The following is a 14,808-nucleotide window of genomic DNA, read 5'->3' as shown; positions in this document are numbered from 1 at the left end:
TGTTAGCCAGGTCGAGTGTGGCCGATCCTTCGGGCTTGGATTGTGCTTCTTGATGCGCCGGGATATATCATTGCGCCTCGTTAATGACAAAAAAATGCCGGAGAGAGTCTTGCCGGCTATGCTGCATTGCTCGCCGGAAAACTCATGCCCTACAAGATAAGTGTTGTCCTGCCCGCGAAAAACGAATGCGCCGTGATCGGTCGGGTGCTCGCGGGGATCCGATCACAGCTCCCCGAGAGTGAAATTGTTGTGGTCAATGACGGCTCCACGGACGGCACCGCGGACGAAGCGGCGCGTGCGGGTGCCCATGTCATCAGCCACCCCTATAGCATGGGCAACGGTGCCGCAATCAAGAGTGGTGCGCGGGCCGCAAAGGGTGAGGTGATCGTCTTCATGGATGCCGACGGGCAGCATGATGCGGCGGACATTCCACGCTTGCTCGCCCGTCTCGATGAAGGGTATGACATGGTCGTCGGCGCCCGCGACGGAGCGTCGCAGGCGAGCGTAGGCCGCGGACTTGCCAATGGATTTTACAACCGGCTTGCGAGTTACATGACTGGCAAGCGGATTGAAGATCTGACCTCCGGGCTGCGGGTCGTGCGGGCGCAGCGTTTCCGGGAGTTTCTCCATTTGTTGCCAAATGGCTTTTCCTACCCGACGACCAGCACGATGGCGTTCTTTCGCGCGGGTTATCCGGTGGCTTACCTGCCCATCAAGGCGGCGAAGCGGGTCGGCAAGAGCCATGTGCGGATCCTTAAGGATGGCGCACGCTTCCTGCTAATCATCTTCAAGATCGGGACGCTGTACTCGCCGCTCAAGCTGTTTGCGCCGGTCGTCCTGATCCAGGTCCTGCTCGGCCTTGGCTACTATGTGTATACGTTTGCCATGCACGGGCGCTTGTCTCTGGCCACCATCTTCCTGCTGACGTCGGCCGTGACGACCTTTCTGATCGGGCTGGTGTCGGAGCAGATTACGCAGCTGATGTATCGGCCCGACAGCGCAGAAAAAGAGCGCGGTTGAGGCGGTTCGCTCGGCGCAGCTGGGGGGGCCGGTCAGGGGAAGTGAGTACCTTGCAGCGTACTCGCGGCCGAGAAAGATTCGGTTCCGGCGCCTCCGGACTCATACGATTTCCAGGTGTGGCAATGGGAACACCAAGCGGGACTTGCCCCAGTTTCCGCGCTTCACCAGGAAGTCGCGGAAGTGCCATGGCAGCACCAGCAGGTAATCCGGCGCGGTTGCAAGGACTTCGTCCTGTGGGACGATGGAGATGCCGGTGCCTGGCGTAAAGCAGCCATACTTGTCCGGGTTCACCTCGCCAATGACCGGAAGCAGGTCGGGTCCGATGCCGCAATACTGTAGCAGGACGTTGCCCTTGGTCGAAGCTCCTAGGCCGGCGACCGTCTTGCCTGCCGTCCGCGCTTCAGTGAGGAAGTTGCGCAGCGCTTCGCGACTTTCCTCGACACGTGCGGAGAATTGTCGATAGACCGCGAGATCGTCGAGCCCAAGCAGTGCCTCATCCCTGCGTAGCTGGTCGAGCCGTGCGGACGGTTGGCGCACGTCGTCGGAGTGCACGGCGGTGAAGGAGAAACTCCCGCCATTGACGTCGTTGAGCTCCGCATCGATCAGCTTGAGTCCGGCCCGCTCGACCAGCCAATCGACCTGGCGCAACGCGTAGTATTCCAGATGTTCGTGGCAGACCGTGTCGTAGGCGTTGTGCTCGAGCATCAGCGGCAGGTAACTTTGTTCGCATGTCCAGGTGCCGTTTGGCGCTAGCACGTCGCGAATCTGACCGACGAATTCCTGGGGGGCGGGCAGGTCGTAAAACATCGCGATCGACGTGACGATGTCGGCGCGCCTGCCGTGGCTCGCCGCCAGGAAGGCCCTCGCTGTGAAAAAATCACTGACGAGGCGTACATGGCCCGGGTAAAAGTTTCGGAACTTCTCCGCTGACGGGTCCATGCCGATGAGTGTGTGACCTTGTTGCGGGTAACATGACAGCGTAGTCCCGTCATTGGCTCCGATGTCGAGGACAACCCGTTCGTCGGACGGAGCCGCCTGTGCGAGAACTGCGGCGACCTTGCTGCGAAGGTGGGCCACCATCGTGGGGTTGAGGCCAGAGCGGTAGCCATAATGGGCGCCGTAGAGATCGCCTGGGTCGAATTCGTCGCCGAGTTGCACCAGGCCGCACGAGCGTGTGCCTGTGCATTTGACGAGTTGCAGCCGCCCGCGGCGTAGCGCCATGTCCGGTCGCCGAGGAAAGACTCCGGTGAATGCCTGCATCCCCAGATCAAGGACCGGCTCGAGCATGGCGTTCCCGCAGATGCGGCATTTTGTCAGGATCGGGTTGGTGTTTTTTGTCACGATTGATTTACTCGCCTGCGTTGCGGTCGATGGCAGCCACTTCTGCGTCGACCATGTTCCGGATCATTTCGCTGAACGTCACCTCGGGCTCCCAACCGAGCAAGGCACGTGCCTTGTCGCTGTTGCCGACTAGCGGGATTGATTCCGGTGCACGTGTCAGGCTCGGGTCGAGTCGCAGGAACGGCCGGTAATCGAGATCGACGTGTTCAAACGCAACTTCACATAGTTCGCGCACCGAATGCAGTATGCCGGTGGCAATGACATAGTCGTCTGCCGCCGGTTGCTGCAACATCAGCCACAGGGCGCGGACGTAGTCTCCCGCGTATCCCCAGTCGCGCCTGGCTTCCAGGTCGCCGAGCGTAAGCGCGACCGGGAGGTTTCGATACGCGCGTGCCGCGGCAATCGCCACCTTGCGCGTAACCATTTCCGGGCTGCGCCGGGGGCTTTCATGATTGTAGAGGATCGCGTTGCAGGCAAACATGTGGTGCCGCTGACGGTACGTCTGCACCGCGATGTGCGCGAAAATCTTTGCCGCCCCATACGGGTTGCGAGGCCGGAACGCGGTTGTCTCGTCCTGCGGGCTGACGGTGGTATTGCCGAACATTTCGCTGCTTCCGGCCTGGCAGAAACGCGTCTGCGGTGAGGTGCGCCGCAGGGTCTCGAGCAGTTGGGCGACCATCACCCCGTTCTCCATTCCCATCTCGGCGGGCTCATCGAACAGCGTCGCGCTCGAGGCGCGCGCCGCGAGGTTGTAAAACTCGTCTGCCGCGATGCGGCGAAGGATTTCTTCGGTCGCGCCCGAATCGCGCAGGTTCACCTGCCGGATGTCGAACTTCCCCCGTAGATGGTTCAGGCGCTCATAGTGGGCGGGGGTGTGCCGGACGAGAGCGACGACATGATAGTCGTGTGCGAGCAGCCATTCGGCGAGGTAGGAGCCGTCTTGGCCGCCAGCTCCGCTGATGATGGCTACGGAGGTGCGTTGTGTCATCGCTGGTCCGGTCAAAATGTACGCGTGATGCCGAACCAGCGCTTCACCCGTTGAATCCTTCGTTTCAGCGCTGGGTGTGCGGACAGCCATGGCCGCAAGGGGCGAAGGGCGCCATCGATACCCTGGCGCAGGCGACGCCTTAGCGGTCCCGTGACCGTGCGCCAGGCAATGTATGCGCGGTTGGGTGCGATGTCGAATGTTGCATCATCGATCGCTGCGTACCAGTCGTTGACTCCGCTGCGGAAAACCCTGCGATAGCTACGCCTGCGCATCCAGTCGGGGATGCGAGGGTCGGCGTAGTCGGAGTTATCTTCGATGATGACAAGCCGGGGGCGCCAGCGTTCGATGTCGAAACCGGCGAGTACGCTGTGCTCATGCCCTTCGACGTCGATTGACAGGACATCGATCCCCGGACTGACGCCGGCTTCCTCGAGTAGCGTGTCCAGCCTCGTGGTGCGGACCTGAATTTCACGTGTCGTATAGCCTTCCGCCGTGATGCGGTGCAGGTTTAATTGTCCCAGGCTTATGCCCGACAAACCGTCGGCGCCCGGGGCGCCTCCGACGATCGTCAGGTCCGCCGTCCCCTCCGCACTCGAAAGCGCACATTCGTAGAGTGGCGACCTGCGGTTCCTGCGGACAAGTTCGGCGAGCGCCGGATTGGGTTCCACGAGAAGGCAGCGCCAGCCGAGTTGCTCCAGGAGCCGCGAGTTGCTCCCGGTGGTGCCGTCATGAGCCCCGATGTCGACGATCATCCGGCCGTGAGCGTCCGGAAAAAGATCTGCCAGCAGCGCGTCTTCTCCGAACTGCGCGTAATAACACTGCGTCCTGCGCAGGGCCCGGCGGTAGCGATGGCGGAGACTAGTCATGGCGAGCGTGTGAGTGAGGTTGGAGCCACGACATCGCGTCGGCAATACATCGAGGCGTCGCGACGAAGGCGGCAATGGCAGCGGCAAGCAGTACGCAGAACAGCCACACTCCAAGCAGGAAACGCGTCTCCGGAAGTGGAAGCGTCGAGGCAATCGCACAAACAATGACAGAAGCAAAAAACGGTCGGAGGTTGTCGCGGAGCAAATTTTCGACGGGTCGTGTCTCGGGTGCGATGCTGATCATGGAGCGCAAGTTTAATGCGAGATACGAAAGATTGAATGCCATCCAGGCGAACCCAGCACCCGCAGCACCAAAGCTGCGTGCACCGAACCACAGCGTCGGGAGCATGATGAAGAGCGAGAAAATATTGATTCGAATCGGCACCCGTGGCCAGCCGCGAGCAATCTGCCAGGCGTAGGGTATGCACATCAGACCATTCAGGCAGCTCCCCATCATGAGCAGAGAGAGGGCGACGCCTGTCTGACTGGCGAGCGTCGAATTTCCGCTCCATGCAAGAAGTATTGGTTCGCCAAACATCAGAGCTAATCCCGCCGGCGCGGCAAGGGCGACGGCCAGCCAACGGGAGGCTCGCCAGTATGTCGACAGAGCCCGCGCGCTCTGTCCGTGGGCCAGCGTGCGGGATAGTTCGGGCAGCAGGGCGGCGGAAACCGGCGCGACGATGAATTGCGGGATTGTCGACAGCGTTGCAGCGACCATGTAATGGCCATATTGTTCGAGGGGGAGCCATGCCGATAGCAGAAGCTTGTCTGCCTGCGTGACGATGATTGCCAGCATCCCCAGGACGGACATGCCGGCCGCAAATCGTCGCACGCTCCTGATCGTCGCGAGCCTGGGGCGCCCGCTACGCAGCGCTGGCGGCCGGGCGCACCGGTATGCGATTCCGACAGCAAGCGAATGGCCGAGACTGCAGGCCGTACTCCAGAGGAAGAATGCTTCTGGCGTCGCCGATACCTGCCAGAGAATCAGTGCGGCTCCGACGCCCCTCAGGGTGGAGAACGATGCGCCAATGCCGGCGGTCCATGTCTGTCGATCCAGGCCCGACAGGGCTCCGCTGTAAAAAAGGACAGGCCACTGCGCAGCAATCGCGAGGCCAGCCAGGGACAGCAATTTGGAAATTTGATCGTGGCTTAGTGAACCAGCCCTTATCCACGTCGATGCGGTGAGTTCGAATAGCGCACAGAGCCCGATGGCAATGGTCAGTGCCATGCCCCATGAGGCCAGCTCGGCCGTGGCCACCAGGTCCCGCATGCCTGCGAGCTCTGCGTCCTTGCCCGAGTTGCGCGCCAGCTCGCGGGTCATCGTGGGACTGAGCCCCAGGTCGAGCAGTTGCACGATCATCGACAGCGACAGATACAGGCCGACGAGGCCATAGGCCTCCGATCCCAGGAATTGCAGGTACACCGGAACCAGGGCCAACCACAGTAGACCGGCCCAGCCCCTTGCCAGGAAATTGGCAAACGCATTGCGGGCGAAACTGCGGGGCTGCTTCACCCTGCCCGGCCGGGGCTGCCGGCAATAAGGCGCGCGAGACGCCCGCCGGCAGCGGCCAGATCGACGAGATCGAGCGTTGCGTGCGGCTGGAAGAGGCGGATATAGAGGATTGCCGCCAGTCGCAGGGCCGTCGAGGGCAGTCGTGCAATCGTGCGCGCTGCGAAGTTTTGCAAAGGCCCCTGTGTCTGCTTGGCGACTATCGTGTGAAAGCCGGCGATGTCATATGCCCGTTTCGCCCGGTAAAGGAGTAACGATCTAAGTTTCGTAGACGGACGTCGGGCCACAACCGCTGCTTTTGCGCTGTCAGGGAGGCCGTCGAAGGACCAGATCAGGTCCGGCCAGAGTTTCATCCAGATCTCGAACTGCCGGGGTTTCCAGGATCCGACGCCGTAGCGTATCAATACTTCCGGATGGGCAAGCAGCCGCACTGGACCGGGCAGTCGCGCCTGGAAGATCATGCCGACGTGCACGAACATCGTTCCCCAGTAGGGGCGTGGATCACGCGCGAGCCAGATGTCTCTGCGGATTACAACGCTGCCGATGAAGCTCAGGCATTGTCCGGCAACGCGGAGAAGTTCTCCCTGTTCGTCGGGCCGCAAAGTGCGGGTGTCGCTTAATACCATCATCGCAGGTTGAAGTACGCGACTCAGATCCGGTCCGTATACCGCGGCGTTGGTGATGACCAGCGCCGGCTTGTCCGCCAACTGGCTACGAACGCGGTCCACCGCGCCGGGGCGGATCAGGTCGTCGTCAGAAAACAGCCAGCAATATTCGCCCGTCGCGAGTTCGACAGCATGGCAGAAATCGCGGTCCAGCCCGGAGTTTTCTGCGCGGAAAAAGTAGCGCAGTGCGTCGTATTTCTGCGAGAGATCCGCCGCAATCCGCGCGCAGGAGCCATCGGTACCCGCATCGACCACGACGACTTCAACCCCGGGGCCCGCCTGTTCAAGCAGACACTGCAAGGTTTCGCGGACGACCTCCCCGCGGTTGAAGGTCGTGATGCAGAACGAAATGAGCGGATTGAGCACGATTTCGCTTGTCGGATCGCCTTCTGCGCTGGTCATCGTGGGGGCTCCGGATTCCTTTCGTCAGGCGCAACGAGATCGAAGGCGAGGTTGTGCCAGTTACGGCTGTACCTGTGATAGCCGCCGCTGAGCCATTCGCGGAAGACCGGCAGCCATCGTCGGAAGCGGTTCGTGGGCCAGCTGTGGCGCCTCTCGAGGTGGGCAATTTTTGCGATCAGAGGAGCGAGCGCGGGCGCCGGTACTTGTGCGGCACCGAGGCGGTCAAGGAGTTGACGGAAACGCGCAATTTCCGTTTCCAGATATGTGCGGCGTGACAAGTCCTTTGCCGCCCGAACTTTTGTCGCAAGGCCTTTTCGCCTGCCGCCAATGACATTGTCGGCATGTTGCCGATAGAGCACCAACGAGTCCTCGATCGGGACGAGGCCGCCAGTTGTACTGGCGATCAACGCCAGCCATTCGTCGTGCATCCATCCTGCGGGGATGGGTATGGCCACTTCACGGAGACGGCTGCGTATCATCAGGGTGGCCCCGGTTACGACCGCTTGCCTCATCAGAACGGTAGTCGCGTGCCCCGCCGCAAATTGCCTGCGGTCGGCTTGAGTGAAATGAATCGACTGCCACATTGCGAGACCCATTGGTGCGCAGTCGTCAGATACCAGCGAGGCGTCGCTGAATGCACCCTGATATTCTGGCCTCGCCTCCAAGGTGCGTTCAAGTTGCGCAAGCTTTTGCGGCAGCCAGACGTCATCTTGGTCGGAGAGGGCGATATAGTCTCCGGAACAGAGCGAGATCACTTGGGCGAAATTTGCTGCGACGCCTAGGCGTGCACCGTTGCGCGCGACACGAACCGGAAAGGGGGCGTTTTCTGCAAAGGTGGTGAGGATGGAGGGCGTGCGATCGGTCGATGCGTCGTCGCAAACCACGAGTTCGTCGGGTTGGCGCTGCTGATCAAGGAAGCTCTGCAGTTGCTCTGGCAGAAAGCGTTCGCCATTACAGGTGCAGAGTGCAATCGATATGGTCGTCATGGCGAGAGGGGGCGGTTGGGCTAGCGGGAGAATCGGTGCAGCGAATTCAGCCGCCACGCGCCTTACGCTTGCAGCGTATATTCTAGTGCCGTCCGGATGGCAGTGTTCTCATTGACCGCATGTAGTTGCGGCGCGCTGAGCGCGGTCGAATGTCGCGGCGGCGAAGTCGTGGTCGGCCATATCCGCAACCAGCTGTTGAAAGCCGATGCGCGGTGTCCAGCCCAACTCCTCGCGGGCGCGAGACGCGTCGCCGAGCAGACTATCGACCTCTGCGGGGCGGAAATAGCGCGGATCAATACGGACGACGGTCTGGCCAACTGACAACTGAATGTCATCGCGGTGCACAGCACTCACCCGGCCGGTTTCGCAGACACCGTCGCCCTCCCATTCGACGCTGAAACCCATGCGGTGCGCCGCCGTCTCCACGAATTCGCGTACTGTATGCTGTTCGCCGGTCGCAATTACGTAGTCCCTGGCCTCTTCCTGCTGAAGCATCAGCCATTGCATCTCGACGAAGTCGCGGGCGTCCCCCCAGTCGCGGCGTGCGTCGAGGTTGCCGAGAAAGACGCATTCGTCCAGCCCGTGAACGATACGGGCGAGGCCACGGGTGATCTTCCTGGTGACGAACAATTCGCCGCGTTTCGGTGATTCGTGATTGAACAGGATGCCGTTGCAGGCATACAGGCCATAAGCTTCACGATAGTTGATCGTGATCCAGTATGCATAGAGCTTGGCGACGCCGTAAGGGGAGCGCGGATAAAACGGAGTGGTTTCCCGTTGCGGTGTTTCTTGGACCTTGCCGAACAGCTCTGACGTCGATGCCTGGTAGAAGCGCGTCTTGTCGACCAGACCGAGCGTACGGATCGCCTCGAGCAGGCGGAGGGGGCCGAGGGCGTCGGCGTTCGCCGTGTATTCGGGTTGCTCGAAGGACACCGCAACGTGACTCTGTGCCGCAAGGTTGTAGATTTCGTCCGGCTGAACCTTTGCGACGACGTTGATCAGGCTGCTCGAATCGGTCATGTCTCCGTGATGCAGGAAAAGCTTTGCGTCGGGGTCATGGGAGTCTTTGTAGAGGTGGTCGATTCGTGCGGTGTTGAACAGCGAGGTGCGGCGGCGTATGCCGTGAACCTCGTAGCCCTTCTGCAGCAGGAAATCAGCTAGGTATGCCCCATCCTGTCCGGTAATGCCGGTAATCAGTGCGCGTTTGCTCATCGTGGTACAAAGTTCCGATAGCGAGGGTGTCTGGGCGATACTGCCGGAGCTGAAAAGGGGCGGCGGCGGTATGCTGGCAAGCAGATATGCATATTTCGCCGATGCCGAATTTTCGCATGAATGCTGCCGCCTGCGGAGACCGTCGTAGCCGGCGCCTGCCTGTCGGTGCCCGGGTTCTGGTGCCTGCGGCGTTTTCTTTAGCGTAGGCCCGGGAGTCCATGCTTTACTGCCAATTCGAGTTTGCGCGGCATGGGAACAAAGCAATTACTGTATTCCCTTGCCGAACTCGCCCGTGTTTGCTGGATCCTGGTTCGTTCGTGACGCAGATGCTCGGACTTTTGCATCAGACTCCGATACACATTTGCGTAGATCTCGCGCCAGATCCTGGGTTCCCGTTTTGCAATGGCGAGGAGGGCTCCCTCGGTGGCAAGTGCAACCAGATGCAGCGGTAGTACCAGCCAGATCCAAGGTGCCGGAGTGCATAGCGCAAGAACAAAGGTTTTATTACGTTCGCTGAGGCGCCGTCGTCGGTAGGTGCTTGCGAGGCGGCCACCCGTTGCGCGATTGCCACCGAAGCTTATGCCTTGGCGGTGGCGGTAGCCGCTAATAGAGGTCACATGTACAGGGAAGCCGGCGAGGCGGGCGCGGCAGCACAGGTACATGTCTTCGGCGATCGATTCGAACCATTCGGGAAAGCCGTCGAGTTCCTGCCACAGGGCTAGCGGGATCCACAGACAGGCGCCGATCACCATCGCAACGTCGGTACGCGTGGCGTCGAGATTGGGGACGGGGTTGTAGAAGGGGTCGAGCAGGCAGCCGCGGTCGACCAGCTCGCCGGTGAGCCAGTCGTATTGCGGTAGGGTCAGGATGCCGGGCGGACTTTGCCGCTGTGCATGCTGGAGAAGGGTGGCGAGCGCATCGGGGGCGAGGGCTGCGTCGTTGTTGAGCAGCAGGAGATATTCGCCGCGCGCTCTGCGGGCCAGGCGGTTGTTGGCGATGCAGAAGCCGACGTTTTGCGCGCTTTCAATGACCTCGACCTGCGGATAGCGTTCGCGCAGCAGTTGCAGCGAGCGGTCGCTGGAGGCATCGTCGTGGACCAGGATTTCGAACGCGAAGTCGCAATCCTGCTCGAGCACGGAGTCGATGCAGTCGGCGAGCAAGGCCTCGCCATTGTAGTTGGCGATGCAGATGGAGCAGACGGGCGCGGTAGGGCGATTCATGCTTGGGTGGAGTACCAACGCCACGTGCGAGCGAGCCCCTGCTGGATCGGGGTGCTTGCGGTCCATGCGTAATGTCGTCGGGCGCGCCCCGGATCGAGGACGATGCGCGACACATCGACCGAGCGGCCGGAGACATATTGCCGCGGCAATGCTTTGCCGGTGACGGTCTCGATTTGAGCGAGCAACTCGTTGAGGCTGATTCCTTGACCACTGGCGGCGTTCAGCACCTGGGTGCCGGGGGGCATCGGGTTTGCGAGGACGGCAAGGCACAGGTCGACGAAGTCGTCGATGTAGAGGTAGTCGCGTACGGTGCTGCCATCGCCCCAGATCGTCAGACCGGTTCCGTCACGCAGGCTGTCGAAGGCGGTGGGGATGATGCCGAAGCCCTGTCGCGTGCTCTGGCCGGGGCCGTACAGGTTGGATGGGCGCAGGATGGTGGCGCGGGATGAGAACTGCATGGTCCACGCCGTGACGAAATGTTCGGCGGCCGCCTTGCCAGCGCCGTAGTACGACTTGGGGCGAATGATGTGCCGTTCGGTGGCGGGACTGGTGTCTGCATCGCCGTAAAGCGTGCCGCCCGAGGATAGATATAGCAGTTCGCAGTGCGGATGCGTCTGTAGGGCTTCAATTAGCGCCAGTGTGGTGCGCAGGTTATGGTCGAGTTCGAAGAGCGGCTTGCCGGCGCTGCGGCCCGGCGTGGAACGGGAGGCGAGATGCACGACCGCGCGACACTGCGCCAGCCACGGGGCGAAGTGTGCGGGCGTGGTGAACTCGTCATCGACGAAGGTGACACCGCCGAGCGACGTGGGGTGGGTGTTGCGGCCGACGGCAACGATGCGCGTGCCTGCCGCGACCAGGGCTCGGGTCAGCGCGGTGCCGACGAAGCCGCTGGCGCCAAGGAGCAGGATGGCGTCGCTCACTTGCAGCGGCCTTCGAGAAGTTGGCGGTAGATCGCAGTGTATCTGGCGGCGCAATCGTCCCAGGTGCCGATTTCGCGAGCGGCCCAAGTCCGTGCGGCGTGGCCTGCGCGCAGGTTCGGTTCGGGGGTTTCGAAGCGCGCGAACGCGGCGCCGACGTCCTGATCTTTGTCGCACAGCCAGCCGGTTTCGTCATGGAAGACGATGTTTTCGTGCGCGGGCAGGCGTGAGGCGATGATCGGCAGTCCCGCGGCCATCGCTTCGAGCATGACTTGTGGGCGTCCTTCTGCATGTTGGCTGAGCGTGATCAGACCGTGCGCTTGTGGAAACCAGTCGTTCATCAACTGCGCGGGTGAGGCGGGGCCGTGGTAATGCACCCATTGTGGTACGTCGACCTGTTCCTGCATCGGGCCGAAGAGGTGCAACTCGCGCCGCTGATCGTGGAACAGCGGCGCGCACCATTCGAATAGCGGGCCGAGCTTGGCGCGCGTCAGCCGCGTTACGGCCAGCCACTTCGGCCGTGGCTCGTTCTGAAAGGAACGCTCGAGCGCGAACCACCCGGGATCGATGCCGAACGGGACGAACCGGATCGTGGCCAGATCGCCGAAGGCGCGCGTCAGCTCCGGCACCATCCATTCGGCATTGGGGCAGACGGCGACGCGACGTCGGCGCAGCGAGCGCCTGAGCAGCGTGCGCATGAACGGCAGCCTGAGGAGCTGCATGTCGGTACCGAGTACGGTGATCAGCGCGGGCGTCGTATCGGCGGGCAGCGGCAGGGCGTTCTGCAGCCAGTTGATGTGGTGCACGTCGATGTCGCGATTGCGCTGATAGGTCGAGCGCAAGAAGCGCAGCAGACGTGCGGCGTGCAACAGTCCGTTGGGGCCGCTGCTGCGAAGCAGGTGGGCGATGCCGCCCTTGCGCATCAGCTCGGCCAGCCAGTCGGATTCGTCCGGGGTGGCGGCCGCCCGGATCTTGGAGTGGGTTTCGCCGGGAGGTGCCCATAGGCGCACGCCGAGGTCGTCGCGCCGCGCCAGTGCGTCGGACAGGTGGCGGATGAACAGGCCGCGCCAGTCGGAGAGGTCCGATGGGTAGGAGGTGCTCACCATCAGGACTTCGAGCGGTTTGCAGGCAGGAGCGGGCATCGGCATGGGGGTAGTCCTGCTGCGGCACACCGGCGGGGCTGTGCCGCAGCACGTGTCACGGATCGTTGGAAACGCGGGCGGTCGGCAATTAGAGCATGTGTTTGGAATTTAATCCAAAGTGCTTGAGGGACGCGGTGGCGCCCTGGTTGGAGTAGAGCGGTGGAAGGTCGTCGTCGCGGCGCGTGGAGGCGGATTTCAGGCTGTTTCGGCCGATGTGCAGCGCATGGCTGTCCCAAGTGCTTGCATCGGGGCCGTAAAGATGGCGCTCGAGTTCGGCTACCGCGGTTTGGAGGGCCGCATCCGCCATGCGCCGGCCAAGTTCGCCTAAACAGCGCGGCGGATTGGCCGGCCAGCGCTCGACGGACCATCTTAGCAGGGCGTCGCGAGCGGCGTGCGGGTCGTTGTGGCGGCAGGCGGTCTTGAGTTGGCGCAATGTGGCGGTGCGTCGACGCCGTTGGCGCAGGAAATATCCCAAGGCTGCGACCGCTGCCGTGAGGGCAAGCGCTGAAAGTGCTGCGGTGGTCGTTGCCTTGTAGATGCGAGGGGTGTGTGCGGGCGGCGCGTCCGGTGCCGGCGGCGGGGTGGTTGCGCTGAGCGTCGACGAGCCCGTCGGTTCGATGGGCGGCGCTGCGTCGGTTGCGGCCGCGACGACCGTGAGTGCGCGTGCGGACAGGTTGGCGGTGCGTGGTTGATGCGCGCGGACGTCCCACCAGTGTACTTGCAGTGCCGGCAGGGTGAGCGGGCCGGGGCGTGTCGGGACGATCAGCCAGGTTTGTTCGCGCGTGCCGACATTCCAGGCGTCGTCAAAACGGTTGCCGAGCCGTGGCGCTTCGGGGTGGGCGGAGAAGCCGGTGCCTTCCGGTGCGAGCGCGGGAAGTTGCGCGGCGGTGAGGCCGTGGGCTTCGATGCGGATGGTGCGGCGCAGGGCTTCGCCGGGGCGTGCTTCGCTCGGGTCAGGGGACCAGGTTTCGCTGAGCGTGAGCGTGCGTGCCGGCAGCCAGGCGGAGGTGCCGGCCGCGGGCGGGATCGGCCGCACGGCGAATGGCGTGGATGGGGCGGCGATGCGTAGCGCCTGAGAGGGACCCGGCAGTGCGGCGAGGCCGGTGACATGTGCGCCCGACAAGGCGAGTTCGCCGCTGGCGACGGGGAAGACGGCGTAGCGTCGCTCGGTGACGCGGTAGCGGTGTCCGTGGCGGGTGGCTTCGGTGATGCGGTCTGCGCCGATGGGGCGGATGTCGGCGAGCAGGGCTGCAGGAGCGTGGAATTGCAGGTCGCGCACGCTGATGGCCTGATACAGGCGCAACGTGTAGACGCCCTGCGACTGTACGTAGGGGGAGTCCGGCTCGAAGGCGGCTTCGAGCCACAGCTTGGGGTTGTTGTTGGTCTGGGCGGGGCTGGTGGTATTGGTCTGGGCTTCGGCGCTGGCGATGTCGCCGAGTGACAGCAGCGTACCGACCGTTAGCGCGGCGGCAAGCATGCGGAGGCGCCGCAGGGGGCGTTGGAGGCCGGGCTTCATTGCCATGGCCGTGGTGCTTCGCCGCGCTGACGGCGCTGGTGTTCGAGGAGCAGCTTGCGGCGTAGCAGGCCTGCGGGTTCGTCGGGGACTCCGCGCAGCCACTGGTCGGCGAGCAGACCGGCTTCGCGTGCGGGGTCGCTGCGTCCGCGCGGCGATGTGTCGGTCGAGGGGGGGGCTTCGTTGGCCGCTTGCGGGCTGCCTGGCGTTGTTTGCGCGGCTGTGCCAACTGTCGGGCTGGATTGTGGGGCACTGCCGCTTGCGTTGGGCGCGGTTGGGGATGCTGGCGGCGGCGCACCAGTCTGGTCGTGGGTGTCCGGCGTCCTGGGGGGAGCATCCGCGGCGGGGGCGTCTGAATCGGCCGCGGGCGGCGGAGGGGTGCCCTTGCGGTCGAGCAATTCGCGCACGAGATCGCGGTTGTAGCGGATGTCGGCGTCGTCGGGACGCAGGTGCAGGGCGGCATCGAGGGCTTGCACGGCTTCGTCGAGACGGCCGAGATGGGCGAGTGCGTTGCCGCGGTTGTAGAGCGAATCGGCGTCGGTGAATGGAGCGAGTGCGGCGGCCGCTTCGGCGTGGCGTTTCGCGCGGTAGTGGGCGACGGCTTGCCAGCGTGGGTCGGTGAAGTGCAGTGCGGCCCTGTCCGGATCACCGCTCTGGAGGTACTGGATGGCCCGTCGGTCCGCGCGTGACCACCATCCGGCGAGGTCGATGGCATGCGCGGGCGGGGGCAGCAGCAGGATGGGAAGTGCAAGGGCAAGGAGCACGCCGTGGCGGAACGCGAGCGCAACGAGCGGCAACAGCAGGGGCAGCAGCCAAGGACCGAGTTCGCGAGGTTCGCCGGTGCTGCGTGTGCTGTCGGCCGCAGTGCGAGCGTTGGCGGCGAACAGCGCGGTGAGCTGGCGCGTGTCGCTGTCGTCACGGCCTGGAGTGAGGTGCAGGCCGCCACTGAGCCGTGCGCTGTCCCGCAGTTGGCTGAGTGCCACGCCTGGGCCCCCGGACGGGGGGGCAAGTTGCAGGACGGACAGG

13 protein-coding genes are annotated in these 14,808 nt (G+C 63.4%); 1 reads left to right on the top strand and 12 read right to left on the bottom strand.

The window, feature by feature from the left end:
• Nucleotides 1-144 precede the first annotated feature (144 nt).
• Nucleotides 145-1,020: a glycosyltransferase family 2 protein gene (locus tag GPA25_RS21215; RefSeq protein ID WP_169262400.1), complete on the top strand. Its 876-nt coding sequence runs from the start codon at nt 145-147 to the stop codon at nt 1,018-1,020.
• Between the two features lie 99 nt (nt 1,021-1,119).
• On the opposite strand, the gene GPA25_RS21210 is transcribed toward GPA25_RS21215, so the two are convergent.
• From GPA25_RS21210 to GPA25_RS21155, 12 genes are all read right to left on the bottom strand, one after another.
• Entirely contained in the window at nt 1,120-2,361 is a 1,242-nt protein-coding gene (locus GPA25_RS21210; RefSeq protein ID WP_211163274.1) for a class I SAM-dependent methyltransferase, read from the bottom strand.
• A gap of 7 nt (nt 2,362-2,368) precedes the next feature.
• Nucleotides 2,369-3,439 (bottom strand): GDP-mannose 4,6-dehydratase, encoded by a 1,071-nt coding sequence (locus tag GPA25_RS21205; RefSeq protein ID WP_169262399.1) that lies wholly within the window; start codon nt 3,437-3,439, stop codon nt 2,369-2,371.
• Nucleotides 3,361-4,101, bottom strand: a complete 741-nt coding sequence (locus GPA25_RS21200; protein WP_169262398.1) for an FkbM family methyltransferase — start codon at nt 4,099-4,101, stop codon at nt 3,361-3,363. The genes GPA25_RS21205 and GPA25_RS21200 overlap by 79 nt, the downstream gene beginning before the upstream one ends.
• Before the next feature lie 106 nt (nt 4,102-4,207).
• Nucleotides 4,208-5,728, bottom strand: coding sequence for an oligosaccharide flippase family protein (locus tag GPA25_RS21195; protein WP_169262397.1), 1,521 nt, complete (start codon nt 5,726-5,728; stop codon nt 4,208-4,210).
• Nucleotides 5,725-6,792 (bottom strand): glycosyltransferase family 2 protein, encoded by a 1,068-nt coding sequence (locus GPA25_RS21190; RefSeq protein ID WP_169262396.1) that lies wholly within the window; start codon nt 6,790-6,792, stop codon nt 5,725-5,727. The genes GPA25_RS21195 and GPA25_RS21190 overlap by 4 nt, the downstream gene beginning before the upstream one ends.
• Nucleotides 6,789-7,778, bottom strand: coding sequence for a glycosyltransferase family 2 protein (locus tag GPA25_RS21185; protein ID WP_169262395.1), 990 nt, complete (start codon nt 7,776-7,778; stop codon nt 6,789-6,791). Before GPA25_RS21185 ends, GPA25_RS21190 begins: the two co-directional genes overlap by 4 nt.
• A gap of 108 nt (nt 7,779-7,886) precedes the next feature.
• Nucleotides 7,887-8,990, bottom strand: coding sequence for a GDP-mannose 4,6-dehydratase (gene gmd / locus GPA25_RS21180; protein ID WP_169262410.1), 1,104 nt, complete (start codon nt 8,988-8,990; stop codon nt 7,887-7,889).
• Nucleotides 8,991-9,187: 197 nt separating this feature from the next.
• Complete coding sequence (locus GPA25_RS21175; RefSeq protein WP_246265995.1) at nt 9,188-10,210, bottom strand: glycosyltransferase family 2 protein; 1,023 nt, start codon at nt 10,208-10,210, stop codon at nt 9,188-9,190.
• Complete coding sequence (locus GPA25_RS21170; RefSeq protein WP_169262393.1) at nt 10,207-11,130, bottom strand: NAD-dependent epimerase/dehydratase family protein; 924 nt, start codon at nt 11,128-11,130, stop codon at nt 10,207-10,209. Before GPA25_RS21170 ends, GPA25_RS21175 begins: the two co-directional genes overlap by 4 nt.
• On the bottom strand, nt 11,127-12,275 hold the full coding sequence (locus tag GPA25_RS21165; RefSeq protein WP_211163273.1) for a glycosyltransferase family 4 protein: 1,149 nt from the start codon (nt 12,273-12,275) through the stop codon (nt 11,127-11,129). The genes GPA25_RS21170 and GPA25_RS21165 overlap by 4 nt, the downstream gene beginning before the upstream one ends.
• Nucleotides 12,276-12,357: 82 nt before the next feature.
• Nucleotides 12,358-13,785: a BatD family protein gene (locus GPA25_RS21160; RefSeq protein WP_169262392.1), complete on the bottom strand. Its 1,428-nt coding sequence runs from the start codon at nt 13,783-13,785 to the stop codon at nt 12,358-12,360.
• The coding region (locus GPA25_RS21155) for a tetratricopeptide repeat protein (protein WP_211163272.1) at nt 13,782-14,808 on the bottom strand (1,027 nt) is incomplete at its 5' end. The genes GPA25_RS21155 and GPA25_RS21160, both read right to left, overlap by 4 nt.

Source organism: Aromatoleum diolicum, assembly GCF_012910955.1.
Taxonomy (GTDB): Bacteria; Pseudomonadota; Gammaproteobacteria; order Burkholderiales; family Rhodocyclaceae; genus Aromatoleum; species Aromatoleum diolicum.
The sequence above is the reverse complement of the archived record's forward strand: the minus strand, read 5'-3'. Positions and strand labels throughout refer to the sequence as shown.